A 26,848-nucleotide genomic window follows, 5' to 3' on the forward strand; every position below is an offset into this window, starting at 1 on the left:
TTTCTCGGTGGAACTCGGTTCGTGGCTCCGGTTAACGATCGATTTACCACTTCAGCAGAGCGCGATACCGTCAACCATGCGCGCCGCACCACTTTGATCGGGGCAGGGTGGAGGGGGGCCGATGGCACCGCGTATCGACTTTACCAGCGAACAATTTTTCCGCGATCCGGCGACCGCCGTTGCGGCGCTGCGAGCCCGAGCGCCTGTGGTCGCCACGCGATTTCCGATCGTGGGCAAGGTCTGGGTCACCACGACCTATGAGACCACCGCACAGATGCTGAAGGATTCCTCCACCTTCACGCTGCGCAAGGAGGACGGGGCGCTCGCAGGACTGCAGTGGTGGATGCCGAAATCCATCGCGACGATCGCCAACAGCATGTTGACGAAGGACGAGCCGGATCACAGCCGGTTGCGCGGCATCGTCGATGAGGCCTTCCGCCGTCGCTCCGTGCTCGGGATGGAGCCGCACATCCGGGTGATCGCGGACGGCCTTGCGGACCAACTGTTCGCATCGGGCAGCCCCGCCGATCTGGTGCAGCGCTATGCGCGCATCCTGCCGCTCTCCGTCATCTGCGAGCTGCTCGGCCTACCGGCGGCCGATCGGCCGAAATTCATCGGCTGGGCGAATGCGATGGGGCAGATTACCAGCGCCTTCGGCTTCCTGCGCATGCTGTTCACCTTGGGGAAGATCCGACGCTATCTGGAGGAGCGGCTACAGGCTGCGCGCAAGGAGGGCGGCGAGGGGCTCATTGCCGAACTGGTGCAGGTCGAAAGGGAAGGCGGCCGCATCACGCCGGACGAAATGGTGTCGATGGTGATGCTGCTGCTCGGAGCGGGTTCCGAAACCACCACGCATCTGATCAGCGGATCCGTCTTCGAACTGTTGAAGAACCCCGAAACGCGTGACTGGCTGGAGGCCGACTGGAACCGCGCCGCCCTCGCGATCGAGGAATTCCTGCGCTTCGTCTCGCCGGTGCAATTCTCGAAGCCGCGCTATGTGCGACACGATGTCGAGCTCGGCGGTGTCGCCCTGAAGAAGAACGATCGCGTGATGGCCATGATCGTGGCGGCCAATTTCGATCCCGCATCGCACGTGCAAACCGAGCAAATGGATCTCGAGCGGCGTCCGAACCGCCACATCTCCTTCGGCACGGGCATCCATTTCTGCCTCGGTCACCAGCTCGCGCGGATCGAGGCGATCTGCGCACTCAAGGCGCTGTTCACCCGCTGGCCAAAGCTTCAGCTTGCGGTTCAGCCGTCGGAGATCCATTGGCGACGCCGTCCCGGGATACGGATGATCGAGAAGTTGCCCGTGGTGTCGAATGCGTGAGCGGCGTAGCCTATCGAGACCATGCTAGCCTGTACGACCGGCCGCCGGGGTCGAAGTTGCGAGGAGGCGGTTCTTGGCAGACATCTGGGCCAGGAAATCGACAGCCGACCTGCTGCAGGAGGCGGCAGGCGTAGAAGGAGACGCGCGGGCCTCGCCGCTGCGGCGCACGCTGTCGGCGCTCAATCTCGTCGCGCTCGGGATCGGCGCCGTCATCGGCGCGGGCATCTTCGTCCTGACCGGACACGCCGCGGCGGCAAATGCAGGACCTGCGGTGACGCTTTCGTTCGCGTTCGGCGCGGTCGCCTGCGCTTTCGCGGGCCTCTGCTATGCGGAGATGTCATCGACCGTCCCGGTCTGCGGCAGCGCCTACACCTTTGCCTATGCGACGCTCGGCGAATTCGTGGCCTGGATCATCGGCTGGGACCTGATCCTGGAATATGCCGTCGGTGCTATCGCGGTCTCGATCGGGTGGTCCGGCTATGCCGTCAGCTTCGCCAGGGATTTTGGCCTTACGATCCCGCCGGAGCTCGCGTCTGCGCCGCTGAGCTATGACGCGACCACGCACGCATGGTCGTCGACGGGCGCGATCTTCAACGTGCCGGCGATGGTCGTCATCGTCTTCATCACGGCGCTGCTGGTTGCAGGGATCAGGGAGTCGGCGCGGTTCAACAATTTCATCGTCGCGGTGAAGCTGATCGTCATTCTGCTCTTCATCGCCTGCACGATCTCCTCGTTCTCGACCGCCAATTGGGTCACCGCGAGCAATCCCGAAGGGGCCTTCATTCCGCCGAATGCGGGCGTCGGCATCTTCGGCTGGTCCGGCGTGTTCCGCGGCGCGGCCGTGGTGTTTTTTGCCTATATCGGTTTCGACGCGGTCTCGACCGCAGCGCAGGAGGCGAAGTCGCCGGAGCGCGACATGCCGATCGGCATTCTCGGCTCGCTCGTGATCTGCGCGGCGGTCTATGTCGCCGTCGGCTTCGTGCTGACCGGGATCGTCCCCTTTGACCGGCTGAACGTTCCCGACCCGATCGCGGTCGGGATCGATGCGGCCGGCGTCGGCTGGCTGTCGCCGGTCATCAAGCTCGGCATCCTGTTCGGCCTGACGTCGGTGATACTGGTGATGCTGCTGGCGCAGCCCCGGATCTTCCGCGCCATGGCCTATGATGGATTGCTGCCGCCGGCGATCGCAAACATCCATCCGCGTTTCAGGACGCCTCATGTCGCCACCATCGGTTCCGGCATCGTCGTTGCCCTTCTCGGCGGGTTGCTGCCGATCGGGCTGGTCGGCGAACTCGTCAGCATCGGCACGCTGTTCGCGTTTGCCGTGGTCTCGATCGGCACCATGGTGCTGCGCGTCGTCGATCCCGACCTGCCGCGTCCGTTCCGGGCGCCGGCGATCTGGCTGGTGGGCCCGGCCGCGGCCGCAACCTCGATCTTCCTGATGCTCAGCCTGCCGATGGACACCTGGATCCGGCTCGCGGTGTGGCTCGTGATCGGCCTTGTGATCTATGCCGCCTATGGCCGGACGCATAGTCGTCTGCGCGCGGGCGATCAGCGCTGACGCGGCGGAACGATTCGGCCCGAAGCAAATTCCCCCATGACGCCTCACGCGATTTTGCAGATGTGAAGGCGTATTCCTGGCGTTCGGTGCTAGCGTGAGATCGATCAACGAGAGCGGCAAGGGAGCGCGTCGTGAGCGAGCAAACAATCGCCAACAGCGAACGACGACCATCCCGCCGGCATTTTCTGCAAACAGGTGCGGCGGTCGCGGGCGGGGCCGCCCTCGGCGCGACACCAGGCACCGCGGACACCAGCAACCTTCCGCCCAACATTCCCGAATGGATGAAGGCGCCGGGCGCACCGATGGGCGATCAGCCCTATGGCACGCCGTCGGTCTATGAGAAGGGCGTCGTCAAGAATATCTCCAAGACGCTGCCGCAATATATCTCGGCCTCCGGCCGTACGCCGCTGCAGGAACTCGACGGCATCATCACGCCGAACGGGCTGTTCTACGAACGTCATCACGGCGGCGTCCCGACGATCGATCCGGCGCAGCACAGGCTGATGCTGCATGGGCTCGTCGATCGCCCGCTGATCTTCACGATGGACGACATCCGCCGCTTTCCGTCGCAATCGCGGATCCATTTCATCGAGTGCTCCGGCAATCCCGTCTACACCAAGCCCTATGGCAAGACCGCATCCGATCTCGTCGGCCTCGTGAGCTGCGCCGAGTGGACCGGCGTGATGCTGAAGGACGTCCTTGACGAAGCCGGCCTGCAGAAGGAAGCGAAGTGGATCGTGGCCGAAGGTGCGGATGCGGCGGCGATGACGCGCTCGATCCCGATCGAGAAATGCCTCGACGACGCCATGCTGGTCTACAGCCAGAACGGCGAGCGGCTGCGCCCTCAGCAGGGCTATCCGTTGCGCCTCTTGCTGCCGGGCTTCGAGGGAAACATGAACATCAAATGGCTGCGGCGGCTGAAGGCGGTGGCCGAGCCGGTTTATTCGCGCGAGGAGACCTCCAAATATACCGACCTGATGCCCGACGGCACTGCGCGCGAGTTCACCTTCTACATGGAAGCGAAGTCGATCATCCTGCGTCCCTCGGGCGGACAGAAACTGAATGACACCGGCTTCCACGAGATATCCGGCATCGCCTGGAGCGGGCACGGCAAAATCAAGCGCGTCGAAGTCTCCGTCGACCACGGCAAGAGCTGGCAGGTCGCCAGACTTCAGGAACCGGTCCTGACCCGCGCGCTCACCCGCTTCCGCCTGCCATGGCAGTGGGACGGCAATCCCGCCGTAATCCAGAGCCGCGCGATCGACGAGACTGATTATGTGCAGCCGACACTTGCCGAACTGCTCGCGGTTCGCGGCGTCAATCATTACTACCACAACAACGCGATCTGGCCGTGGCGCATCAGCGCGAATGGGGAGGTGAGCAATGCGCTGGCTTAGATCGCATGTCGCCCTGCTGGCCGCCGTGATCGCCGGGCTCGCTGCTGCCGCGCAGGCCGAGGAGTCTTTCCATATCGGACGCGCGGCGACGCCGGCGGAAATCAAGGGCTGGGACATCGACATCGGCCATGATGGATCGAACCTGCCGCCCGGCAGCGGCAACGTCGAGCGCGGCCGCGTGGTCTTCAGCGAACAATGCGCCGCCTGCCACGGCGCCGACGGGCAGGGCGGTGTCGGCGATCGCCTGGTCGGCGGCCAGGGCACGCTTGCGGGCGCAAAGCCGGTGCGCACCGTCGGCAGCTACTGGCCCTATGCTCCGACACTGTTCGACTATATCCGCCGCGCCATGCCGCAGAACGCGCCGCAGTCGCTGAGCGATGAGGATGTCTACGCGGTCTCCGCCTACATCCTCAATCTCAACGGCCTCGTTCCGCCGGACGCCGTGCTCGACGCGAAGACGCTCGCCGCTATCAAGATGCCCAATCGCGACAACTTCGTTTCCGATCCGCGGCCAGACGTGCGCTAGCTCTACGGCAGCCGCAGCCGAACGGCGCGGAAGCCGGCCGCCGCGCGGATCACGCCGGCACTGAACAGCCGCCATATTGCCGCGCCGAAGCCGAGCGGCGCTTCCGCGCGCGCCGTCCCGGAGAGCGCGTGTCGGGCCATGTCCATCGCGGGCTTCTCGATCCAGCGATAGGAGAGCGCAGCGACGGGGACGACGAGGACCACGGAAAGAACCAGCGCGGCCACCAGCGCCTGCGCTGGCGTTCCCAGGACCACCAGCTTGTCGTCATTGTGCCAAGCCACCAGTTCGAGGTGGAGCTTGTGGCCGAGGAAGGAGGCGGCGCTGCGCATGATCTGGAAGATGAAGGTGTGGATCATGTAGATCGAATAGGACCACAGCCCGAGCTTCTGCAGCGCAGGCGAGCGCAGCACCGCCGAGATCTTGCCCTGGTCGAACGAGAACACGCAGATCACGACCGCGGCGAGCAGTGGAAACAGATATTGTGGTCCGCCGGATGGAGTAACCAACACGAACACGGCAACCAGCACCGCGCACGAGACCTCCAATATGTTCGGCATGTCGAGCCGGCCGTTGGAATAGAGGCGCAGGTCGTAGACCAGGCATCCCGCGAAGAAGGAGAACATCGCGCGCAGCATGCCCCAATCGCTGGAAACGAACAGCGTGCCTGGCGAACGTTCGTAGAGATGCATTCCGGCCGCAAGACAGAGGCCGAGGAAGATCTCGCGCCGCCGGCGCGGGAACAGCACGACGATGACCGCGAACAGCATCGAGACGTAGAACTCGACCGCCGCGCTCCAGGCGGGGCCGTTCCAGGTCAGGCCGCCATGCAGGTTGAAGGACTGCAGGAACAGGATATTGGTGACGGCTTCATAGAGCGTGTGCCCGGCGCCGAACGGTACCGAATCCAGCGAGAACGAACCGTCGGTGCGCATGAAGATGATCTTGCTCACTTCGATCATTACGAACAGCGCCAGCATCACCATATGCAGCGGCCAGAGCCGCGCGAACCGCATCGCCATGAAGCGGACGCCATCGCCGGCATGCTGAAGGCGCTGGCCATAGGCGTGACAGAGCACGAAGCCGGACAGGGCAAAGAACATGTCGACGCAGAATTGCAGGTTCACGAACGGCTGGGTGCCCTTCAGCGCATGGTAAATAGGGATGTGGAAGAGCACCACGAGCAGCGCGCAGATACCGCGCATTGCATCAAGTGCCTCAAACCGGCCCACGCCCGAAGATGTCTGTCCCGCCATGATACGCCTCTTTCGCCGGCAATGCGTTTGGCATGTCCTTGAGCAAGGCGGGGGCCAGCGCTGATGGCGGAGCGGCGGGGTGGTCGGGGTTCTCTGAGGTTGGTAAATCAGCGGATGATTCGCTTACGCTTGCAATGACGGAGCCGTCATTCCGGGGCATCGCGAAGCGATGAGCCCGGAAAATCCAATTCGCCGCTCGCGCCTGTGGCCAGATGGATTCTCTGATGTGCAATCGCACATCATAGCTCGCGCTGCGCGCGCCCCGGAATAACCACGGCGTATTCGTACGAGCGAACGGCAGGACTACGCTTCTCCCGCGCTCGTTGATTATCGCGCAGCGTGGGACGCTAACCCGCCCCCTTACGATTTCCTCACCAGCTTCCACTTGCCGTCGGCCGTTCGCTTGAGCGCGGGGTCGCTGAGCCGGATGTGGCGCGACAGGAAATCGATGAAGGCGCGCACGCGGGCGGGAAGGGGGCCGGCATGGCCCACATAGACCGCGTGAATATCTTCGCGGTCGCCGGGATTGAGAGTTTGAAGCACCGGAACCAATCGTCCGGCCTCGATGTCCGGACCGATGTGGAACAAAGCAAGGCGCGCCAGCCCGGCGCCGCCCAAAACGAGCCGGCGCACGGCTTCGCCGTCGCTGGCACGGACCATCGGCGGCGGCAGCACCTCTTCGATCCGCTCTCCCTTGCGGAATGGCCAGCCGCGGATCGTGCGCGGAAAGGTCCAGCCGATGCCGCGGTGGTTGGCGAGCTCGGTCGGCGTCTTGGGCGTGCCATGTTTGGCGAGGTAGTCCGGCGAGGCCACGACGACCATGCGGCTGGTCGCGAGCTTGCGCGCGATCAGCCGCGACACCTGCAGCGGGCCGGCCCGGATCGCGATATCAGCGCGCTCCTGCATCAGGTCGATCACGGTGTCGGTAAGGACGATATCGAGCGTGATCCCGGGATGCTCGGCAAGGAAGCGCGGTACCAGCGGAAGGATATGCAATGAGCCGAACGGGATGTTGCTGTTGACGGTGAGATGGCCTCGCGGCGTCGCGCCGGCGGCGGCTTCATGTTCGGCTTCCTGGATCTCGGCGAGGATGCGGACCGCACGTTGATAGAAGGCTTCACCTTCCGGCGTGAGCTGCAGCTTGCGCGTGGAGCGGTTGATGAGCCTGGCGCCGAGGCGTGCCTCCATCCGCGACACCAGCTTGCTGACGCCCGAGGGCGTGAGCCGCAGGCTCCGCGCTGCGGCAGTAAAGCCGGCGCGATCGACGACGCGGACGAACACTTCCATTTCGCCGGAGCGGTTGGTGTCTGATCGGACCATGTTGAACTGGTGTCACAAATGATTGGACTTGTCGCCCTCTAATTCCTGCAACCTCACAGCGCTATTTCCGGACTTGCCGTCCTTCCAGTCCGGAGCCACGTCCTTGCCCATCGCTGTCCTCGCGCTCACCGCCGGTGCCTTCGGCATCGGTACCACTGAATTCGTCATCATGGGTCTTCTGCTGCAGGTCGCTGCCGACATGCAGGTGTCGGTATCGGCCGCGGGCCTGCTCATCTCCGGCTACGCGCTGGGCGTGTTCGTCGGCGCGCCGATCCTGACGCTGGCGACGCGGCGGATGCCGCGCAAGGCCGTGCTGCTGGCGCTGATGGCCATTTTCACACTCGGCAATGCCGCCTGTGCGCTGGCGCCGAGCTATGGGCTGCTGATGGCTGCTCGGGTGCTGACCTCATTGGCACACGGCACGTTTTTCGGCGTCGGCTCGGTGGTCGCGACAAGCCTCGTCGCCGAGGACAAGCGCGCTTCCGCGATCGCGACGATGTTCGTCGGCCTCACGGTGGCGACCATTCTCGGCGTGCCGTTCGGCGCCTGGATCGGGCTATCGCTCGGATGGCGCGCGGCGTTCTGGGCGGTCACCGCGATCGGCGTCGGGGCCTTTGCCGTCGTGGCGTTGTTCGTGCCGGGCAGTGTGGGCGAGGACGGCAATGCGGTGAAGGTCCGAGATGAACTGGCGGTGATGCTTCGTCCGCAGGTCCAGCTCTGCCTCGCCATGACGGTGCTCGGCTATGCCGGGGTGTTCACGGTCTTCACCTACATCCAGCCGATCCTCACACGCGTCACCGGATTTTCCGATGCTGCCGTGTCGCCGATCCTCCTGGTGTTCGGGCTCGGGCTGTCGATCGGCAACGTCGCCGGCGGACGGCTGGCCGATCGAGGCCTGCCGCGCGCGCTGATCGGAACGCTGGCCGCGCTCGCGGTCGTCCTGGTCGCAATGACCGCTGTGCTTCCGCTGAAGGTGCTGACCATCGTGCTGGTCGGACTGCTCGGCATCGCGGCGTTCGCGACCGTAGCGCCGCTGCAGCTCCGGGTGCTCGAAACGGCAGGCGAAGCCGGACGGACGCTCGCCTCGAGCCTCAACATCGCCGCCTTCAATCTCGGCAATGCATTCGGCGCCTGGGCCGGCGGGATCACCATCGATCATGGACTTGGTCTCACCGCACTGCCGCTGGTTGCGGCGGCGATCACCTCGGCCGGTCTTGTCCTGGCGCTGTGGAGCCTGCGCCTGGATCGGCCGCAGGCCCGGGCGGCGACCTGTCCTGCGGAATAGGCGCCGGCCGATTTCCACAGTGAAGCTCGAAATAATCCGGCCGGTTTGGTCGAAAGCGAATGGCGGATTACGTTTCTCGCCTTCGTCCTCGAGATATAGCGGAGCGTGGGGCGCAAGGACGCGGACTCATTAAGGCGCAGCCATAGCCTGATCGACGCGAGTTGAACGAAGGCAAGGAGTTGGCAGCGAGCCTGTCGTAACGCGTCGCCACCCGACGACATTGTTTGATCCTGTTGAAGAACCGCTCGACCCGGTTGCGAGCGCGGTAGAGATAGGGGCTGAAGCAGATCGGATCGCTGCGATTGCTTTTCGGCGGGATGTTGGCCCACGCGCCCTTCTTCATGGCAAGCTCTCTGATCCAGTCGGCGTCATTAACCTGCCGACAACCCCTGTTGAATCCGTCGAAAATGACCCACAACGGACATGGTGGCCGCAGAAAAATCACGCAAAGGAGTCGAGGTTCCTCACGAGTGACCCGAGGTCACGGATACCGGCGATTTCAATTTCCTTCCCAGGGAAAGTCCCGCTCCATTTCATGAACTCGCTCCGCGATAAACTCGGCGAAGGCACGAGCTGACGCCTTGGCGGCGCGGCCAGCCGGCAAAATCACGTTGATGTCGGCCGAACCAACTTCCCAGTCTGGCAAGATCCTGACGAGTGCCCCCGACCGCAGCTCAGCCCGAACGCTTCCCTGGCTGGTCGAACAGATACCCAAGCCTGCAACTGCAGCGGCAGACGCTGTTTCCGTCGCGCTGATAACAAATCGTCCTTGGATGCGAACTGAAACAGCCTTTCTGGCTTTACGAAACGACCATGCCTCTGAAGACCCACCCGCAGGTCCCACAATGAGCGTGTGCTTGGTGATCTCAGCCGGCACGGAAGGAGCACCGGCTCGCGCCAGGTACGACGGGGCGGCGACGAGAGCCCGGTGAAGAGTGCCAATCTTGCGCGCCACAGCGGTGCTGTCATCGAGGGAGCCTATCCTGACGGCCACGTCCACGGAATCTTCGATGAGGTTGTGCCGAGCATCGTCGAGCGAAAATTCCATGCGCAGCTTCGGATGCCGATCGCTAAACTTGGCGAGCTTTGGCATGATCGTACGAGAAGCGAAGGACGGAGACGCCGCCACTCTCAGGGTGCCGCGCAACTCACCGGTGCCCCGTGCAGCATGATCGGCTTCATCGAGCGCTGCGAGGATCGCCTCGCACCGAGCGAGATAATCCGCGCCGGCTTCCGTGAGCGTCACAGCCCGCGTGCTGCGCAGCAACAATGCGACGCCGATTTGCTTCTCCAGCGCCGCCACGATCCTGGACGCGGTCGGCTGCGTAATCCCGATCTCGCGCGCTGCCACGGAGAAACCGCCGCTCCGTGCGACCCGCACGAACAGCCGCATTGAGGTGAAGCGATCATTCATACAGATCTCGTATTTATGAAAGTCATTTTTTTAGACTACTCCGAATGTTTGCATGAGCCAAATTATTCACGGTAGCCACGGCTGATAGAGCCAGAAGCAGTTCGCCGACTCCATCAACGCCCTGGTGGGCCTCGACGATCCGTAGGCGTAATGACTTGCGACGCGTCAGCACTTCTGATCCGGGATTTGGAGGGCCCATCATGAACCGCCGCGAATTTCTGACCTCCACCGGTGCCTCGGCTGCTGCAATGACGCTGAATGTAACGGTCGAAGGAAAGGAGGCGACAATGACAGACAATTCCTCGCTCTGGCCCAATGGCGCGCGTCTCGCGATCAGCATTTCCTTAATGTACGAAGGCGGCGGTCAGCCCCTCTCCGGCGCTCCTGGCGTGATCCCCGAACCGATCAAGGACGGCTTGCCGGACATGCCGACTAACGGCGTGTTCCAGTACGGCGTCTACGAGGGCACGCCGCGTTTGCTCAACCTGTTCGACAAGCACGGCATCAAGGTCACCGCCTTCATGATCGGGCAAGCGGTCGACAAGGATCCCGCTTTGGCACAAGAGGTCGTGCGTCGCGGACACGAAGCGGCCGCCCACGGCCGCACCTGGTCGGCGAGCTATGATCTGAGCCCGGCTGATGAGCGGCAGTTCATCATCGACAACATGAACAGCATCGAGCGCGCGACCGGCCAAACGCCGAAGGGATGGAGCGCCTATTGGGTACGCAACAGCCCGCACACACTCGATATCCTAAAAGAGCTCGGTTTCACCTACTATTTGGACGAAGCCAGTATGGACGAGCCGTTCATTCTGCCAGTCAGGGGCGGCGATTTCGTCACAGTGCCTTACACTTTCCATTTGAACGACATCGTGTCTTACCCATTCGAGGGCTATAACCCGGCTGCCTATGAGCAGTCGCTCAAGGACGAATTCGATCAGCTTTATGAGGAAGGGGCCAGTCGCCGTCGGATGATGGTGATGGCGGTCCATGACCGCCTCTCCGGTCACGCCAATCGCGTGCGCGCCCTTGATCGCTTTTTCACATACGCAAAGAGCAAGCCGGCCGTCTGGTTTGCCCGTAAGGACGAGATCGCGAATTGGGCGCTGAAGACGCGCGACAAGACCCCGTACCTCGATCGTGGCCCTGTGCAGAAGACCGGTCTTTCGGGGCCGTCGGCCTGATGGAGTGCACGGCTTGGCCGAAGGTTACCGCCGCGTGTGACATTCGGCCGGACAGCGCGATCGACCAGGAGTGGCCATGACTGCCTCGAATATGACGCTGACCTTGATCGGCGGCCCGACTGTCCTCATTCAGATTGACGACATTCGCCTGCTGACGGATCCGACGTTTGACCCGCCCGGGCAGTATCAGGGACCACATAGCCCTGTGAAGCACCTTAAGACCGAAGGGCCTGCCCTTTCGATCGAGCAGATTGGCAGGCTCGACGCCGTGTTGCTGAGCCACGACCATCATTTCGACAATCTCGACAACTCTGGCCGCGCTCTTCTGCCCAGCATCGGTGTGACCTACACGACAAAGTCGGGGGCGCAGCGTCTCGGCGGAAGTGTCGTCGGCCTGAGGCCGTTCGAGACGCGCTCGCTCGAGGTGGGTCGCAGCACGAAGCTGTTCGTGACGGCGACACCGGCACGCCATGGACCGATCGGGGTCGACGCTGGCGACGTGGTTGGATTTGCCCTCGGGGTTAATGAGCCGGGTGATCTCATCTACATCACCGGCGATACTCTCTGGTTCGATGGCACCGCGGACGTTGCGCGCCGCTTCTCTCCAAAGGTTGTCGTGCTGTACACCGGTGCCGCGGAGCCGCGAGGGCGTTTCCGCATGACAATGGGTAGCGAGGATGCTTTGGAAGCCGCGCACGCGTTTCCGAATTCGAGACTGGTCTCGGTTCACAACGAAGGTTGGGGCCACTTGCGGGAGAGCCAGGAACAACTCGCCGATGTCTTCCGCACGTTCGGTCTGGCAAATCGCCTGACTCGAATCGAAAAGGGCATGCCACTCGAATTCGCAGCAGCTTGACAGGAGGCCGAAATAGCCCGAGGCACGCTCTCCACTCGTCATTGCGAGGGGCGAAGCGACGAAACAGTCCAGAGCCTTTCCGCGGAACGATTCTGGTTGCTTCCGCGAAGCCTCTCATCGGGCTGCGCTTTGGAGCGCGGGCTCGCGCCTGCCTAGGCGAGGAAATAGCAAGGCGTTCGTCGCGATATTCTCCAGTTCGCCAGCGAACACGGTATGTTGTTCTATCCGAAGTTTGACAGTGCGCGGGAACGACTCGCAGCCCAATGTGCGAAGGAGCGGATTTCATCCAAACTCAGCCGGACTCGATGCGGTCGTGATGAGGATACTGCCGAACGTGGCGGAATTGATCCATCGCTCGGGCCGCTGAGCGGCCGCTTCACCAGCGGCGACAAGAATAATCCTTCATTGTCGCCGATGGGCGAGATGAAATAGGACCGAGCCATTTCGGGTTTTGGCCCATCGCGACATATTGCGCTGCCGCACGAACTCGGCCGCTATAGGGGCAAAGCGGACATTGCGTTCGTCGCATCACGCCGCAGGGTTTGTGGGTACACGGCCTAATCCGCCCCACGATGTCTGTTTGGCATCAGAATTTTCGGAGGACCTGGACGGGGAAGGTCGCGTTGTTGGTCTGGCCGCTGCCGTCGGTCCAGAAGCAGTCGACCTGATCGTCCTTGACCGTGTCGACCGTCATCAATGACCCGCCTGAGCGCAGGCGGACAAGATCGCCGGGGCGAAATTCGGGCGTGGCGGGGCCGGCGGTCGAGATGCCCTGTGAAGCCGGAGCGGCAAATGCTTGAGCGAAGAAAGGTGCGTTGAGTGAGAGGATCAAACCGGCACCGATCGACAAGCGCTTCATCATCGCGAGCATGTCGCAGCCTCCGTGTCTTGCAGGGGACAATGAGGTGAGATCCTCAGTCCGCCTCTAGGGCATTGAGCATGGTCTTTTCGGAAAACCGGTATCCACTTTTCCGGATCATGCTCTAAATCTGCATTTCGTATTCCGCGCGTACCCGTTCATGACCCGACTCGTTCCTCTGCGGGCGGTCACGTTGCGTGGGCGGCGGCACGCTCGTCGCGCCATCAGGCGTCAATCGATCGGTCCTCAGATAGCCGACCGCTGCGCGCTTCACTTTTTCAAAGGCGTGGTTCTCGATCTGCCGCACGCGCTCGGGCGAAATGTCCATCCGGCTCGCGAGTTCTGCCAGCGTGGGCGGGTTGTCGGTGAGGCGCCGCGCCTCGAAGACCTGTCGCTCCCGCGGTGTCAGCACCTTGAGCGCGGCTGAGAGTGCGGTCGTCTGCTGGGTCGTCTCGTCCCGCTCCGCCAGTATCACTTCGGCGTCAGGGGAATTATCGACCAGCATCGTTTCCCATTCCGCCGTTTGTCCATCGTCGTCCATCGGCTTGTTCAGGGAAAAATCGCCGCGCAGCCGGCCGTCCATCTCGATCACGTCGGCAGCGGTAACGCCCAGGTGCTCGGCGACCACATTGGCAATTTCCGGCGTGAGCGAGGTCTGGTTGTTCGAGACTTTCCTGATTTCGCTCCTGAGGCGGAAGAACAGCTTCTTCTGAGCGGCGGTGGTGCCGATCTTGACGAGCGACCAGGAGCGCAGGATATATTCGTGAATGCTCGCCTTGATCCACCATAATGCGTATGTCGAAAACCGCGAGCCACGGTCCGGCTCGAAGCGTTGTGCGGCAACGACCAGACCGACATTGGCTTCGGCGATGATATCGGCGAGCGGGAGACCATATCCGCGATAATGCCGCGCTACCTTGGCTGCAAGCCTGAGATGACTTTTGACGAGTGCATGCAGCGCGGCCTGATCGCCGAGTTCATGCCAACGGCGTGCAAATTGCTGTTCCTGTTCTGCGTCCAATAGAGAGTATTGTTCCATCGTAAAGGTTCCTATCTGCGCCCGACGCTTTGCGTCGAGTGCTGGTCGAGGCCCGCGCTATGTCGAGGCAGTACGATCATTAGCGGCAGGCGTTGCATCGGTCTTTCGAGAGCGACGGTTTTTGCTGAAACGCACATTTCAGATCACTTCGGTCGAAGCCCGGAGTTTGTGTCGTGCCGAGGTCGAAGCCGGTCGGGGCCGGTAACGTGCACTGAGCTGTTCATGGCGATCACGCTCTCGCTTCGAGTTAGCTGCAAGCTGAACGTAGGCCAGGCGTGGTCGGCGGAGCCACTAAACAGGCGTTTAATGAGTTCACGTCCGATTGAGAGGATGCTGCTTACAAATCGGTGAGCTTGCTGTGCTCGCAGGCAAGCGAGTTCACGCCGCGGTTATTTGTGAAGCGCAGGTTGGTCGAGGAGGGGAGGCGCCGTGCGAATTCGCAAATGCGTGCGATCTCGCTCTTGCCATTGCTCGCGGGCCGCGCGCCATTCCGATGATGCAGAGCCGGACGTCGCGAACGACGCCCGGCTCTGCCTTGCTCCTTGGGCTCCTCTAGCGCTTATGTGTCCGACTTGGTTTGGGCCGCTGGGCTCGTGGCGGACACCCGCCACACCGTGTTTCCGACATCGTCGGCGATCAGCAGTGCACCCGCCCGATCGATCGCGAGGCCAACCGGCCTGCCGCGCGCGTGGTCGTCCGCACTGAGGAATCCCGTGACGACGTCCTGCGCCGGACCGGATGGCTTGCCGCCGCTAAACGGCACGAACACCACCTTGTAGCCGTTGAGCGGGGTTCGGTCCCAGCTACCATGCTCGGCGACGAATGCACCTCCATGATATTGCGCTGGAAGGTTGTTGCCTGTGTACATGGCGAGGCCGAGCGGTGCCACATGCGAACTCAGGGCATAGTCCGGCACGATCGCCTTGGCCACGAGATCGGGGCGTTGCGGCTCGACGCGCGGATCGAGATGCTGGCCGTAGTAGCTGTAAGGCCAGCCATAAAAGCCGCCATCCTGCACCGAGGTCAAATAGTCCGGCACGAGATCGGGACCGATCTCATCGCGTTCGTTGGCGATGGCCCAGAGCTTGCCGGTCTCGGGCTCCCACTGCAGCCCGGTGGGATTGCGCACGCCGCTGGCGAAGATGCGATGGGCGCCGCTCGCGCGGTCGATCTCCCAGATCGCGGCTCTCTCGTACTCGGCCTGGATGCCGTTCTCGGTGATGTTGCTGTTCGAGCCGACACCGACATAGAGCTTTGCGCCGTCGGGGCTCGCGAGCAAGGTCTTGGTCCAGTGATGGTCGATAGGCCCGCCGGGAAGATCGGTCAGCTTGGTGCCTGATGCAGTGATGCTGGTTTGTCCATCCTCGTACGGATATCGCACGATCGCATCGGTGTTCGCGACGTAGAGATCGTGGCCGACCAGAGCGACGCCAAACGGTGAGTTGAGGTGGTCGAGAAACACGGTGCGGAGATCGGGAATGCCGTCGCCATTGGTGTCGCGCAGCAGCGTGATGCGATTTGCATCCTCAGCCTTGGCGCCGGCGAACCATTGCACCCAGCCGGTGACGAGATCCTTGGGCCGGAAGACCGGGGCCTTCGGGCCGTTGCTTTCGACCACCAGCACGTCGCCGTTCGGCAGCACGTAAAGCGATCGCGGATGTTGGAACCCCGTGGCCAATGCACGGACCTGCAACCCTTCCGCCACCTTCGGCGTTTCGTCACCCCACGGAGCTGGCCGCGCAATCCTGATCGGCGGCAGCAGATATTGCTGCACCTCCGGCAAGTACGGATGGGCGCCGATCTGCCTTGCGGGATTCCCGCCGCTGTCGTCACAGCCCGCAAGACTCAAGGCAGCAGCGGCGACAGCCACGGTGGCAAAGCGCGGCAGGTTCGTCGCACGGGCAAGATTGAGCAAGCTGGTCATTCGACTGCTCCTGCGCGATCGCCATAGGTCAAGCCCCAGCCTCCCACCGCCAGCGACAGCAGGAGGATCGTGACGAGTCCCGAGAGCGCGAGGCCGGTCGGCACGACAGCGGTGTAACCATCGCGGCTGTGAACGAGGACATTCACGATCGAGAGCACGATCGCGACGACATAGGTGAGTGCACGAAACCAGGCCGGCCTCTGCCTGTCGATCAGGAGATCGATCACGGCGGCGATGGCCGCAAGCGCCGCGATCACCAATCCGGCCGCAATCAGCCAGACCGAAAATCTTTCCCACATCACCAGCGCAGTTCGCCAATAGGCGAGATCGGTGACGAAGGCGCCGATCAAGTAGGCGACCGAAAACGGCAGCAGCACTTGATGGATGGCGTGCCGGCGGGGCGCAACCACCGGCACCGCTTCAGTTTCGACTGTGGAGTTGGTGTAGGCCACCGCGATCTGTGTCATACTTCGATCCTCACCATCGTGTGCAAGTGCGCGGCTTTGCGCCGACGCCTGCTTTGCGAGGCAACTTTCGATCTGTTCGATATGCCGGAGCGCTTCGCAGCTCCCATACATTGCAGATGGGAAAGTGGGGCGCGCTTTCAAAAGCACGCGTTCGAAACTGACGGTAAATCCTCTGTGACCTTACCCGCTGAGCTCGGCCGGCTCGCGAAACCTATCCGAGCTGCTTCCCGCGTCATCGTCTCGAGGCGCGCGCTCGTTCGGCCGCGGCGGTATCGGCTGATGTGCCAAGGTCGGGCAGGTGACGCCGTCAGGCAATCTGTCATATGGTTGACATAGGAAGGTACGATGTGAGGACCGAGGGATGGCGCGACCTCCGGGATCTGCTTGCGCGAAATCGAAGGCCCTTGCGAGGAAGTAGCCGGCGAGACGGCTCAGTTGTCAGTGATGCTAAGTATTGGCCAAATCGCTTCGTCCCGGGCGCAAGTCCGGCAGAGGATGAACTTACCCCGCCTCGGCGCCTGGACCTTGGCGAAGGTCGTGGCGGTACTTGTCATTCTGGTCGGGGTTACCGTCGCATCTGGAAACGAGCGGACGCCGCCGGTCGGGCTCATGACGTTCAATATCCCGGCGCAGCCACTGATCGACGCGCTGCAGGCGTACAGCCAGCAGGCCGGCGTCCAGGTGATGTTCGAAACGACCTCGGCAGCCGGCTTCCGTTCGCTGTCGGTCAACGGCGAGTTTACGCCGCAGGCCGCGCTGCTGATGCTCCTGGCCGATACTGACCTGAGGGTTCGCTATAGCCGATCCAATGCCGTGACGCTCGCGCCGGCGTCCGTGCCGGATCCGGACGAGCCGCGCATCCATCCCCCAGTCTCCGCGGACATAACGCTTGGAACGTTACGCGTTCGCGGTACGACCGACGCTCCCGATCGCAATCTGGGAGAATATATCAGCCTCCTGCAATCGGACATTCAGAAGGCGCTCAAGAAGGGCGGGCGGACCAGGCGGGGCGAATATCGGGTCGCGGTCAAACTATGGGTGACGCCGTCCTCGCGAGTCATAGACAGGGCCGAGCTCGACGGTTCGACAGGCGACTTTGATCGGGATAGCTCGATCGCCGAGAGCTTGCGTGGCCTGGTGTTGAGCCAGCAGGCGCCGCCCAACATGCCGCTCCCGATCCGCTTCATGATCTCGATCCACGCGCTGTAGGCGACTAATATAAAGGGTTGCCTCAAGCTCCGGCGACATCTTACTCGATGCTGGGGCGATCAAACGATTCTCGGGGCGCAGCCGTTGCAAGCTTCCGGCTGAATGGCCGCGGTATCTTAATATTCCCGCACCTGTGGTTCGATTGCCGCAATCGCCGACCAGCTTGCGAGTGACTGATGTCCGTCACGCGAGTGTCATCCTCGGTGGATAGGGAAAATAGTGGGACTGACTACGATCTGCGAAACGCAGGGCGTGGCGTTGCGGGGCTGGTAGGTGTCTGATTCGAATAGTAAATCTCTGCGAGAGACAGTCGCAGCTGATTACGAGGGCTTGGCTAGGCGTCTGACGCGTTGCCTTGGCTCCTCGGATTTCGCGCGCGAGGCGCTGCACGAAGCGTTTCTGCGGGTCGATCGAGTATCCGATGCGGTGCCGATTCATAGCCCCGTCGACTATCTGTTTCGTACCGCGCTGAATGTCGCCAAGGATCGGCGCAAAAGCGATCGGCACTTGTTGAACGCCTCGGAAATCGCGGCGATCATGGACGTCATCCCCGACGACCGTCCGGACCCGGCAATGGTGACGGAATCGCGCATCGAGCTGACGGAATTTCAGAAGGCTCTCGCAGAATTGCCCGCCCGGCGGCGCGACGTATTTATCGCAGCCCATCTTGATCATCAGCCCCACCGCGAGATCGCGGATCGGTTTGGCATCAATGTGCGCACGGTCGATTTCGACCTGCAGCATGCCATGGAGCATCTCAGCCGTCGGCTGGGCCGCACCGTTCTCCGGCGTCTCGGGCCGCGTCCAAAGGCGAAGGCCAGCGAGTAGCTTGCGTCTTGGCGAGAGACGTGCTTGTCAGGCTGTCTAGATCATGATCCGATTGGACGGAATCGGATCATGATCTCGTCTCTTTGTTTAAGCATGATCTTCCTGCGCAAACGCTTCGCGTTTGTCGCGAGGGAAAACCGGTTTCCACTTTTCCGGATCATGCTCCAGCGGCATTTTTCCAACGCGCACGGTTGAATGCCGGCGCGGATCGCGAATCTTCAAGAAAAATTTTGAAAGATGCACTTTCTATAGCGACAAAGAGCTTGAAAGTGCGGATAGGCTGCATTTTCGATTCAGTCTTCCTTTGCGTCAATCGTCTATAGAGCATGAGGACGCGGTATTTCTGAGTACGCCGAAGTCATTCGGCGGGAGAATCAACAAAGAGCGATTGGCCTTGACCGCAGGCGACGATATTCCTTCCGAGCTTGACCCGCTGCTGCGGCAGGCGCTTGCGTGGGTTATTCGCCTGCACTCCGGGTCGGCGTCGTCGGACGATGCTGCCGCTTTGGCGCTTTGGCGGCAGCGCAGCGCTGAGCACGAGGCCGCCTTCCGCGATGCCGTGAGGCTGTGGCGCAGTTTCGGCGAGGCGACGCGCGTGCTCGCAAGCCAAGAGCTTGTGAATGTTGAACGCCGCAGTCAACGCGACGCGCGCGACAGGCTCAGCCGCCGGGCGCTGATCGGGGGCGCGATGGCTGCCGCCGCATCGGTGGCCGCCGGATACGTGGTCGTTCGTCCGCCGATGGGGCTATGGCCGTCTTTCGAAGAACTTTCGGCGGACTATCGGACCGGCAAGGGCGAACGGCGCAACATCGCATTGGCCGACAATGTCTCGCTGACGCTCAACACCCAGACCAGCATCGCCGTACGATCCGAGCAGGGGGCTCCGCGCATCGAGCTGATTTCGGGCGAGGCCGCCGTCCAGGCGGAGCGCGACGCGCCCGCGCCACTTGTCATTGATGCCGCCGGAGGCCGGGTCACGGCGCATCGTGCCAGTTTCAATGTGAGATGTCTCGATCGTGCCGTCTCGGTGTCGTGCCTTGAAGGCGCCGTCGAAGTCGAATGGAAAGGACAACGCGTCGCCATTTCGGGCGAGCAGCAGATATCCTATTCGGCGGAGATGGGGCTCGGACGCGCCTCGCAGGCGGATCTGGAACAGGCGAATGGCTGGCGAAAGGGTCTTCTGATTGTCCGCGACTGGCCGGTCAATCGTTTGGTCGAAGAGATCAATCGCTACCGGCCGGGCAGGATTGTCGTTATGGACGAGCAGCTTGGGCACCGCATGATTTCGGGCACCTTCCATCTCGATCACCTCGACGACTTCATCGCTCAGGCCCACGGCCTGTTCGGCGCCACGGCGCGGAGCTTGCCGGGAGGCATCGTGTTGCTGAGCTAGCGTCTTGAACGGACTCCGCGCCCCGCGACAAATTGTTCGAAAACGGGTCTGCCAGACAAATTGCAGGACAAGAGGATTCAATGATCAAGCCGCGACATGCGGATGGCGCGCACCGGTGTCGCGGGTTGGCCACCGTCATCCGAGGCATCGCGGTCGGTGTCGGACTGCTGGGGTTGACAACGGCGGCCGCCTGGCGCGCCGAGGCTCATGACATCGGCTGGGCGGTTGGGAATTTCGCGGCGCATCAGCAGCGGTCTGAGGTTTCGCCCCTGGCGCGCACGCAGGAGCCTACGGTGCCTAACCGCCAAAAGACCGGCACCGGCTTTTTTGTCGACGACAAGGGCCATATGTTGACCGCCCGTCATGCGGCGGAAGATTGCGCGCGGCTCATTGTCTTCAAGGAAGGCCGGGCGCTAGCGGCGCAGCTCGTGGCCTTGTCGCCCAGCGCGGATATCGCGCTGATCAAGGTGACGAAGACCCTGGGGCTGGCTGCGGTTTTCCCGAATACGGTCGGCGTGAGCACCAACGACATGGTGTTTGCCTCCGCTTACGATAAGCTGGCGACCAGCCGCGGCATGTTTGCAAACGCGACCGTGGCGGGAAGCCCAGGCAGCCAGTCGGGTGTGCTGCAGATAGATACGGATGTCACCTTCGGCGCCAGCGGTGCGCCGGTACTGGACAGTCGTGGCCTGGTACAAGGGATCATAAGCCGCAGGACCGGATCGAGCCGTGTGGTCGCGGTGGGGGCAGGGGACGCCAAGAGTTTCCTCGCCTCCAAGGGAGTTCGTGTCGCGGAAGATGACCGATCCCAGATCGTCGCCACGACCTCGCGCGCCAGCCGAGCGGCCTCGCTCTCGGCGCGGGTCACGTGTTTGCAGAATTGAGGCGAGACGGATGTGGCAGATGAGTTTGTCCAAGATAGCCGGTTGGGTTGCGGCGACAGCCATCGTGGCGACGTTTTCGCCGGCGCTGGTTTCCGCGCCAGCGCGGTCGCAGGAATATCGCGAGGCGAGCAAGGCGCCGCCGCATTGGACTCAATTCGCGAAGCTGGTCAGGTATCGTTTTGAAGACTGGATGGGAGCGGATGACGAGGTCGGCAATCGTTTCCGGGCCTATCTTCGCGAACACCGCGGAAAAGAGGACGGGGCGCCGCAGATGCTCGAGGTGCGCGCCTGGCTCAATCCTGACGGCTCGGTCGAAAAGGTGACCTTCCCTCCGCTCAACAATGCGCAGGCCGACGCCGATCTGCGGAAGATCCTCACGCGGGGCAATGTCGGGGAGGCGCCGCCACCGGAAATGCTGCAGCCCCTGCGCCTGCGCCTGTTGCTGAATCTGAAATAGCATCACGACCGGGACGACGCCGGGAAAGCCCGATGCCGCGTGGTTTGCGCCGCGCGCTTCGCTGGCGATCCGCACGGCGCACGCGCTGTCCGCGAATCGTAAGGCGCGCAAAAATTTCTTAAGACTTTGATTCAGTCTCGTTCCGGCTCGATCGTCTGTTGAAGTGAGGCACCATGAACGCGGCATTCCGCCGTGTCGTCATGTGCGTGCCCAGGAGACGAGCGAGCACCCGTGCAATCTGAGATCGGTTACAAGCGTGGCGGACCTGCGTCCGCCCGAACGGTGTTGCTCGGCCTGAGGCCTGTCGTGTCGGTGATCGCCGGCGGTCTTTGCGCGCTGACGTGGGGTGAGGCAGGCGCCGCGCCGCAAAGGGCGCCGCAGCCGGCGAATGCACCCACGGCGCAGCAGCCCGCGAATGCGGACAATGCGGCGGCGCCGGCGCAACGCTTCGACATCGACGATTTCGCGGTGCAGGGCGCCGACAAGCTGCCGCAGATCGAGATCGAGGAGGCGATCTATCCGTTCCTCGGGCCGAACAAGAGCGCCGACGACGTCGAGAAGGCGCGCGCGGCGCTGGAGAAGGCCTATCGCGACAAGGGCTTTCAGACCGTCAGCGTGTCGGTGCCGACGCAGAATGCGCTGCGCGGGGTCGTCATTCTCAAGGTGGCGGAGATGAAGGTCGGGCGGCTGCGGGTGAAGAATTCGCGTTACTTCGACATCGAGCAGATCAAGGACCGGGCGGCCTCGCTGAAAGAGGGCACGCTGCCGAATTTCAACGATGTCACCAAGGACATCGTCGCGCTCAACCAATGGCCGGACCGGCGGGTCACGCCCGCGCTGCGCGCTGGCGTCGCGCCGGGCACGGTGGATGTCGACCTCAACATCGAGGACAAGGCGCCGCTCCACGGCACCGTCGAGGTCAACAACGCCAACTCGCCGAACACCACGCCGGCCCGCCTCATCGCCACTGTGCACTACGACAATCTGTGGCAGCTCGGGCATTCCGCCAGCTTCACCTATCAGGTGGCGCCGCAGCGGCCGGGCGATGCCGAGGTGTTCTCGGGGTCGTATCTGGCGCGGATTCCCGACGTCGAATGGCTGAGCTTTTTGCTCTACGGCGTGAAGTCGAGCAGCAACGTCGCCACCGTCGGCGGCACCAACATCGTCGGCCCCGGCGAGATCATCGGCGGCCGCGCGGTGATGACCTTGCCGGGCCGCGAGAACTTCTTCCAGACGCTGTCGGTCGGGGTGGACTACAAGCACTTCGATCAGACCGTGGGGCTCGGCACCGACAGTTTCGCCTCGCCGGTGACCTATTATCCGGTGGTTGCCAGCTACGGCGCGACGTTCCAGAACGAGACCTTCACCACCCAGTTCAACGCCGGCATCACCTACAGCCTGCGGCCGTTCGGCAGCGACTGGACCGAGTTCGACGCCAAGCGCTACTACGCCTCGCCGAGCTTCACGCATTTCAACGTCGACGTCGCGCACACCCAGGAATTGCCGGAGAACTTCCAGCTCTGGGGCAAGGTGCAGGCGCAGGTCGCCGACGGCCCTCTGGTGTCGAGCGAGCAGCTCAGCGCCGGCGGCCTCAACACCGTGCGCGGCTATCTGGAATCCGAGGTGCTCGGCGATGACGGCGTGATCGGCAATCTGGAGCTCCGCAGCCCGGATCTCGGCGCGATGCTGCAGAAGGAGATGAAGGACGAGACCGGCCAGGGCGCGCCGCGTTTCACCACCTTCAACGAGTGGCGGCTGTTCGCCTTTGCCGACGCCGCGCATGTCAGCATCCAGAAGCCGCTGCCGGATCAGCAGTCGGCGTTCAACCTGTGGAGCTACGGCGTCGGCACCCGCTTCAAGGTGTTCAACGCCTTCAATGGCATGTTCGCGCTGTCCGTTCCGATGGTCAGCCAAACCTATACGCGCGCGGGCGACCCGCGCTTCAACGTTCGGCTCTGGGGTGAATTCTGATGATGATGGGATGGGACAAGATGCGGGCCATGGGGAGCGGTGCGAGGCGCGCGGCCGCGAACGCGGCGGCGATGCTGTTGCTGGCCGTGGTGGCGGTGCTGGCGCTGGCGGCGCCGGCGAACGCCTGGTGGAACGATGAGTGGCAGCTGCGCAAGAAGATCACGATCGATGCAAGCGCCGCGGGCGCCAACATCACCGACCCGATCGGCTCGACGCCGGTGCTGGTGCGGCTGCACACCGGCAATTTCCGCTTTGCCTCCGCCAAGGACGACGGCTCCGACCTCAGGTTCGTCGCCGGCGACGACAAGACGCCGCTGAAGTATCACGTCGAGAAATATGACGGGCTGCTCAGCGAGGCGCTGCTCTGGGTCGCGGTGCCGAACCTGCAGCCGGGGGCCAAGGCCGAGATCTGGCTCTACTACGGCAACAAGAAGGCGCTGGCCGCGGCCGACGCCAAGGCGACCTACGACCCCGACACGCTGCTGGTCTATCACTTCAACGAGCGCGGCACGCCGTCGCTGGATTCCTCGGTGTGGGCCAACAACGCCCAGAGCGTCGGCCAGCCGGCGGAAGGCGCGCTCATCGGCAATGGCGTGCGGCTGACCGGGCAGAACCCGGTGACGCTGCCGGCCTCGCCGTCGCTGACGCAGGCCGCCGGTGGCGCGTTCACCTGGTCGGCGTGGATCAAGCCGGCGGCGGCGCAGCCGAACGCGGCGCTCTACAGCCGCCGCGATGCGGCGGCCGGCAATGCGCTGGTGATCGGTCTGGACAATGGCGCGCCGTTCGTCGAGGTGACGACGGCCGGCGCCGCGCAGCGCAGCGGCACCGGCGCGCCGGTCGCACCTAGCACCTGGCATCATCTGGCGGTGGTCGCGAACAACGGCCAGGTGACCTTGATGCTGGACGGCACTCCTTACGCGTCGGTCGCCGCCGCGTTGCCGGCGCTGAACACGGTGGCCCTGATCGGAGGTGACACCTCTGCAACCTCCAGTGCACCTCCGGTCACCCAGGCCGCCCCGTCCGCAGCCGCGCAGTCCCCTGCTGCGACGGCTGCGGACGGCAGCGCGGCGCCGGCGGCGGACGATGCGGCCGCCGCGGCGCCGGTCGCGGTCCCGGCGATGGCGGGCTTTGCCGGCGACGTCGACGAACTGCAGATCGCGAAGATCGCGCGGCCGGCCGGCTTCATCAAGTTCGCCGCGGTCGGGCAGGGCCCCGACCAGGCCAAGCTGATCGCCTTCAGCGTCGATGAGGAAACCGGCAGCTGGCTGTCGGGCTACTTCGCGGTGATCCTGAAGTCGGTCACGCTCGACGGCTGGGTGGTGATCGGCCTCTTGGTGATCATGGCGGCCTTGAGCTGGGTGGTGATGGTCGACCGCTCCGGCTATCTGAACCGCCAGGCCAAGGCCAACGCGGTGTTCATGAAGCACTTCCGCGCGGTCGCCGACGACCTCACCATCCTCGACCGCGGCGCGGATGCCGACGTCGCCACCCTCGGCGGCCGGCTGTCGGCGGCCGATGCCAAGGCGATGAAGGCGTCCTCGCTCTATCGCATCTACCACATCGGCGCCGAGGAGATCCGCCACCGCTTCCGGAATGGCGCCGCCCCGGTGCTGTCCGGCGCCTCGATCGCGGCGATCCGCGCCGCGCTCGACAGCGGCGTGGTCAAGGAGATCCAGCGGCTGAACCGGCTGATGGTGATCCTGACCATCGCGATCTCCGGCGGTCCGTTCCTCGGCCTGCTCGGCACCGTGGTCGGCGTCATGATCACCTTCGCGGCGATCGCGGCCTCCGGCGACGTCAACGTCAACGCGATCGCGCCCGGCATCGCGGCGGCGCTGGTCGCCACCGTGGCCGGCCTCGGCGTCGCGATCCCGGCGCTGTTCGGCTACAACTACCTGATCTCCAAGATCAAGGACCTGACCAGCGACATCCAGGTCTTCGTCGACGAGTTCGTGACCAAGATGGCGGAGTTCTACTCCGCCGACCGGCCGGACCCGACCCTGCACCGCATGGCCGCGGAGTAAACGGCGATGCAGCTGCAGAGCGACTCCAAGCCGTATGACGACATCAACATCACCCCGATGTTGGACCTCGCCTACGTGCTGCTGGTGATCTTCATCATCATGACGACGGCGACCGTGCAGGGCCAGAAGGTCAACCTGCCGAAGGCCTCGGCCGCGCCGTCGCTGGCGACGCAGACCACCAAGGCGATCACGGTCGCCAACGACGGCAAGATCTTCCTCGACACCATTCCGGTGACCTTGCCCGAGCTCGAGCAGCGCCTGGTGCAGCAGAAGGCGCTGACGCCGGAGTTCCCCGTGGTGCTGCGCGGCGACGCGCAGGCCCAGTACCAAAGCGTGATGGACGTGCTCGACCTCTTGGGCCGCATCGGCCTCAACCAGGTTGGACTCGCCACCAAACCGCTCGTGAAGTGATGCGATCGTCGATCCCGGTGCCAACGCCTCTTCCTCACACGCCCATTCGGCGCAAACGCGCCTATGAGCGTGCGCTCGATGCGCTGCAGCGAGCGCTCGTCCGGCTGCGGCTGGTCGGGCCGGCTCTCGATAACCTTGCCTCCGATGCCGCGAAGGGAGGGGATTGCGTGAGTTCTGTCGTTCTGCCGTTTCCCATTCGGGGCGAAGCGCTTCTGGTCAAGCTGGCGAACGAGCTCCGCGGCCGCGTCACGGCCGGAGAGCTGGAGGATGATCCGTTCCTGGCGACGATCTCGCGCGGCCGCCGGCCGCGCCTGTCGATCGACCGCGACGCCTATGTCGAGTTCAACGCCGAAGACGAAACCTTTCATCTCAAGATAGATGCCTCGCCCGTACTAGCGCTGACGCTGGAGACGAAAGAGTTCACAAGGCTCGTTGAATTCGTCTTTCAGTATTTCGCTGAGCGCGATCGCGGTCTGCGGCAGGTCGAGGTCGTATCGTGAGCAAGCTTCGGGACGATTGGAATCTGCCGGACGAGCCGTCAGATCGTCAGCGCTCTATATTCCGCGGCCCCGGGATGCGCTACGGCGCGGCGCTTGTGGTGATCGCCTTGCTGTTCGGCGGGGCAGGCTACTGGCTGTTCGGCGGGGACGATCTGCCGCCGCCGCGACAGGTCCGCGAGATCACGATCGTCAACATCACGCCGCCACCTCCGCCGCCACCGCCACCTCCGCCGCCCGAGCAGAAGATGATCGAGCAGCCGAAGATGGCCGAACCGGAGTTCAAGGAAGAAAAGCCCATCGAGAAGCCGCAGGACGAGCCGGTCAAGGACGCCAAGAACGACGAGCCGCCGGGGCCGCTGTCGCTTGACGCGCAGGCGACCGGACCGGGCGATCTCTTCAATCTCGGCGGCAAGCCGGGCGGCAGTCCTTACGGCGGTGGGGGCGGCGGTGGCAGCCGTTGGGGCTGGTACGCCTCGATGGTGCAGGCGCAGATCGAATCCGCGCTGCGCGCCAACAACAGGACGCGCCGGGCGGTGATGGAGGTGCAAATCCGCCTGTGGGCCGACAGCACCGGCCGCATCAACCGGGTTCAGCTCGTGCCGTCGACCGGCGATGCCGAACTCGACACGCTGATACGTAACGACATTCTCGGCAGTCTGACGCTGCGCGAACCGCCGCCGAAAGACATGCCGATGCCGATGGTGACGCGCGTGACCGCGCGTCGGCCGAGCTAACGCGACGTTTGTCAAACACAAC

At 63.5% G+C, this 26,848-nt stretch carries 26 protein-coding genes and 1 pseudogene; 18 read left to right on the plus strand and 9 right to left on the minus strand.

The genetic code is table 11. The features are described 5' to 3' along the window. The first annotated feature begins 121 nt into the window (after window positions 1–121). The 4 genes from ACZIRK_RS24705 (at window position 122) to ACZIRK_RS24720 (ending at window position 4,814) form a co-directional block, all read left to right on the plus strand. Window positions 122–1,330, plus strand: a complete 1,209-nt coding sequence (locus ACZIRK_RS24705) for a cytochrome P450 (protein WP_130226329.1) — start codon at window positions 122–124, stop codon at window positions 1,328–1,330. Window positions 1,331–1,403: 73 nt separating this feature from the next. Next, window positions 1,404–2,891 carry an amino acid permease gene (locus tag ACZIRK_RS24710; protein ID WP_130226328.1) on the plus strand — a complete coding sequence of 496 codons (1,488 nt, stop codon included), beginning with the start codon at window positions 1,404–1,406 and terminating at the stop codon, window positions 2,889–2,891. Between the two features lie 146 nt (window positions 2,892–3,037). Next, window positions 3,038–4,288, plus strand: a complete 1,251-nt coding sequence (gene soxC / locus ACZIRK_RS24715) for a sulfite dehydrogenase (protein WP_463328262.1) — start codon at window positions 3,038–3,040, stop codon at window positions 4,286–4,288. Further along, window positions 4,275–4,814, plus strand: a complete 540-nt coding sequence (locus ACZIRK_RS24720) for a c-type cytochrome (protein WP_130226326.1) — start codon at window positions 4,275–4,277, stop codon at window positions 4,812–4,814. Before soxC ends, ACZIRK_RS24720 begins: the two co-directional genes overlap by 14 nt. Window positions 4,815–4,816: 2 nt before the next feature. On the opposite strand, the gene ACZIRK_RS24725 is transcribed toward ACZIRK_RS24720, so the two are convergent. After that, window positions 4,817–6,067, minus strand: a complete 1,251-nt coding sequence (locus tag ACZIRK_RS24725) for an acyltransferase family protein (RefSeq protein WP_130226325.1) — start codon at window positions 6,065–6,067, stop codon at window positions 4,817–4,819. A 360-nt stretch (window positions 6,068–6,427) separates the two neighbouring features. Further along, the gene (locus tag ACZIRK_RS24730) at window positions 6,428–7,387 is read right to left on the minus strand and encodes a LysR family transcriptional regulator (RefSeq protein WP_130226324.1); all 960 of its coding nucleotides are present in this window, start codon (window positions 7,385–7,387) and stop codon (window positions 6,428–6,430) included. Window positions 7,388–7,490: 103 nt separating this feature from the next. On the opposite strand from ACZIRK_RS24730, the gene ACZIRK_RS24735 reads away from it, so the two are divergent. Next, the gene (locus tag ACZIRK_RS24735; protein WP_463328243.1) at window positions 7,491–8,672 is read left to right on the plus strand and encodes an MFS transporter; all 1,182 of its coding nucleotides are present in this window, start codon (window positions 7,491–7,493) and stop codon (window positions 8,670–8,672) included. 137 nt (window positions 8,673–8,809) lie between these two features. Here ACZIRK_RS24735 and ACZIRK_RS24740 read toward each other — a convergent pair. After that, window positions 8,810–9,042 (minus strand): annotated as a pseudogene (locus tag ACZIRK_RS24740) (transposase); the annotation flags it as partial. A 129-nt stretch (window positions 9,043–9,171) separates the two neighbouring features. Then, window positions 9,172–10,086 (minus strand): LysR family transcriptional regulator, encoded by a 915-nt coding sequence (locus ACZIRK_RS24745; RefSeq protein ID WP_130226322.1) that lies wholly within the window; start codon window positions 10,084–10,086, stop codon window positions 9,172–9,174. Between the two features lie 200 nt (window positions 10,087–10,286). Between ACZIRK_RS24745 and ACZIRK_RS24750 the strand changes: the two genes are divergently transcribed. The 3 genes from ACZIRK_RS24750 (at window position 10,287) to ACZIRK_RS24760 (ending at window position 12,558) form a co-directional block, all read left to right on the plus strand. Next, window positions 10,287–11,270: a polysaccharide deacetylase family protein gene (locus tag ACZIRK_RS24750; protein WP_130226321.1), complete on the plus strand. Its 984-nt coding sequence runs from the start codon at window positions 10,287–10,289 to the stop codon at window positions 11,268–11,270. Window positions 11,271–11,346: 76 nt separating this feature from the next. Continuing rightward, entirely contained in the window at window positions 11,347–12,126 is a 780-nt protein-coding gene (locus tag ACZIRK_RS24755) for an MBL fold metallo-hydrolase (RefSeq protein WP_130226356.1), read from the plus strand. Window positions 12,127–12,339: 213 nt separating this feature from the next. Continuing rightward, a complete protein-coding gene (locus tag ACZIRK_RS24760; RefSeq protein ID WP_130226320.1) occupies window positions 12,340–12,558 on the plus strand; it encodes a hypothetical protein in 219 nt (72 codons plus the stop codon). A gap of 154 nt (window positions 12,559–12,712) precedes the next feature. Here ACZIRK_RS24760 and ACZIRK_RS24765 read toward each other — a convergent pair whose 3' ends face one another. From ACZIRK_RS24765 to ACZIRK_RS24780, 4 genes are all read right to left on the minus strand, one after another. Next, window positions 12,713–12,997, minus strand: a complete 285-nt coding sequence (locus tag ACZIRK_RS24765; RefSeq protein WP_130226319.1) for a DUF2158 domain-containing protein — start codon at window positions 12,995–12,997, stop codon at window positions 12,713–12,715. A 112-nt stretch (window positions 12,998–13,109) separates the two neighbouring features. Then, window positions 13,110–14,024, minus strand: a complete 915-nt coding sequence (locus ACZIRK_RS24770; protein WP_463328244.1) for an RNA polymerase factor sigma-32 — start codon at window positions 14,022–14,024, stop codon at window positions 13,110–13,112. A gap of 559 nt (window positions 14,025–14,583) precedes the next feature. Next, complete coding sequence (locus ACZIRK_RS24775; RefSeq protein WP_130230449.1) at window positions 14,584–15,948, minus strand: PQQ-dependent sugar dehydrogenase; 1,365 nt, start codon at window positions 15,946–15,948, stop codon at window positions 14,584–14,586. Beyond that, window positions 15,945–16,415 (minus strand): DUF2231 domain-containing protein, encoded by a 471-nt coding sequence (locus tag ACZIRK_RS24780; RefSeq protein WP_130230451.1) that lies wholly within the window; start codon window positions 16,413–16,415, stop codon window positions 15,945–15,947. Before ACZIRK_RS24780 ends, ACZIRK_RS24775 begins: the two co-directional genes overlap by 4 nt. A 495-nt stretch (window positions 16,416–16,910) precedes the next feature. Here ACZIRK_RS24780 and ACZIRK_RS24785 point away from each other — a divergent pair, with 495 nt between their 5' ends. Both ACZIRK_RS24785 and ACZIRK_RS24790 read left to right on the plus strand, forming a co-directional pair. Beyond that, window positions 16,911–17,624 carry an STN domain-containing protein gene (locus tag ACZIRK_RS24785; RefSeq protein ID WP_130230453.1) on the plus strand — a complete coding sequence of 238 codons (714 nt, stop codon included), beginning with the start codon at window positions 16,911–16,913 and terminating at the stop codon, window positions 17,622–17,624. 273 nt (window positions 17,625–17,897) lie between these two features. Further along, on the plus strand, window positions 17,898–18,452 hold the full coding sequence (locus ACZIRK_RS24790; RefSeq protein WP_028164570.1) for an RNA polymerase sigma factor: 555 nt from the start codon (window positions 17,898–17,900) through the stop codon (window positions 18,450–18,452). 87 nt (window positions 18,453–18,539) lie between these two features. Here the strand turns inward: ACZIRK_RS24790 and ACZIRK_RS24795 are convergent, their stop codons facing one another. Continuing rightward, window positions 18,540–18,674 (minus strand): hypothetical protein, encoded by a 135-nt coding sequence (locus ACZIRK_RS24795; protein ID WP_283813341.1) that lies wholly within the window; start codon window positions 18,672–18,674, stop codon window positions 18,540–18,542. Window positions 18,675–18,846: 172 nt separating this feature from the next. Here ACZIRK_RS24795 and ACZIRK_RS24800 point away from each other — a divergent pair, with 172 nt between their 5' ends. The 8 genes from ACZIRK_RS24800 to ACZIRK_RS24835 all read left to right on the plus strand — a co-directional run bounded on the left by ACZIRK_RS24800 (window position 18,847) and on the right by ACZIRK_RS24835 (window position 26,826). Next, window positions 18,847–19,845 (plus strand): FecR family protein, encoded by a 999-nt coding sequence (locus tag ACZIRK_RS24800; protein WP_245475106.1) that lies wholly within the window; start codon window positions 18,847–18,849, stop codon window positions 19,843–19,845. A gap of 80 nt (window positions 19,846–19,925) precedes the next feature. Then, a complete protein-coding gene (locus tag ACZIRK_RS24805; RefSeq protein WP_130230455.1) occupies window positions 19,926–20,729 on the plus strand; it encodes a S1 family peptidase in 804 nt (267 codons plus the stop codon). A gap of 19 nt (window positions 20,730–20,748) precedes the next feature. After that, entirely contained in the window at window positions 20,749–21,186 is a 438-nt protein-coding gene (locus ACZIRK_RS24810) for a hypothetical protein (RefSeq protein WP_245475107.1), read from the plus strand. Window positions 21,187–21,417: 231 nt separating this feature from the next. Then, window positions 21,418–23,157, plus strand: a complete 1,740-nt coding sequence (locus ACZIRK_RS24815; RefSeq protein WP_463328245.1) for a ShlB/FhaC/HecB family hemolysin secretion/activation protein — start codon at window positions 21,418–21,420, stop codon at window positions 23,155–23,157. Beyond that, complete coding sequence (locus tag ACZIRK_RS24820; RefSeq protein WP_463328246.1) at window positions 23,157–25,181, plus strand: DUF2341 domain-containing protein; 2,025 nt, start codon at window positions 23,157–23,159, stop codon at window positions 25,179–25,181. Before ACZIRK_RS24815 ends, ACZIRK_RS24820 begins: the two co-directional genes overlap by 1 nt. A gap of 6 nt (window positions 25,182–25,187) precedes the next feature. Then, on the plus strand, window positions 25,188–25,592 hold the full coding sequence (locus tag ACZIRK_RS24825) for an ExbD/TolR family protein (RefSeq protein ID WP_027584694.1): 405 nt from the start codon (window positions 25,188–25,190) through the stop codon (window positions 25,590–25,592). Window positions 25,593–25,759: 167 nt separating this feature from the next. Then, entirely contained in the window at window positions 25,760–26,092 is a 333-nt protein-coding gene (locus tag ACZIRK_RS24830; RefSeq protein WP_245475176.1) for a hypothetical protein, read from the plus strand. Continuing rightward, entirely contained in the window at window positions 26,089–26,826 is a 738-nt protein-coding gene (locus tag ACZIRK_RS24835) for a TonB C-terminal domain-containing protein (RefSeq protein ID WP_463328247.1), read from the plus strand. The genes ACZIRK_RS24830 and ACZIRK_RS24835 overlap by 4 nt, the downstream gene beginning before the upstream one ends. Window positions 26,827–26,848 lie beyond the last annotated feature (22 nt).

The organism is Bradyrhizobium sp. Leo114 (assembly GCF_055229415.2).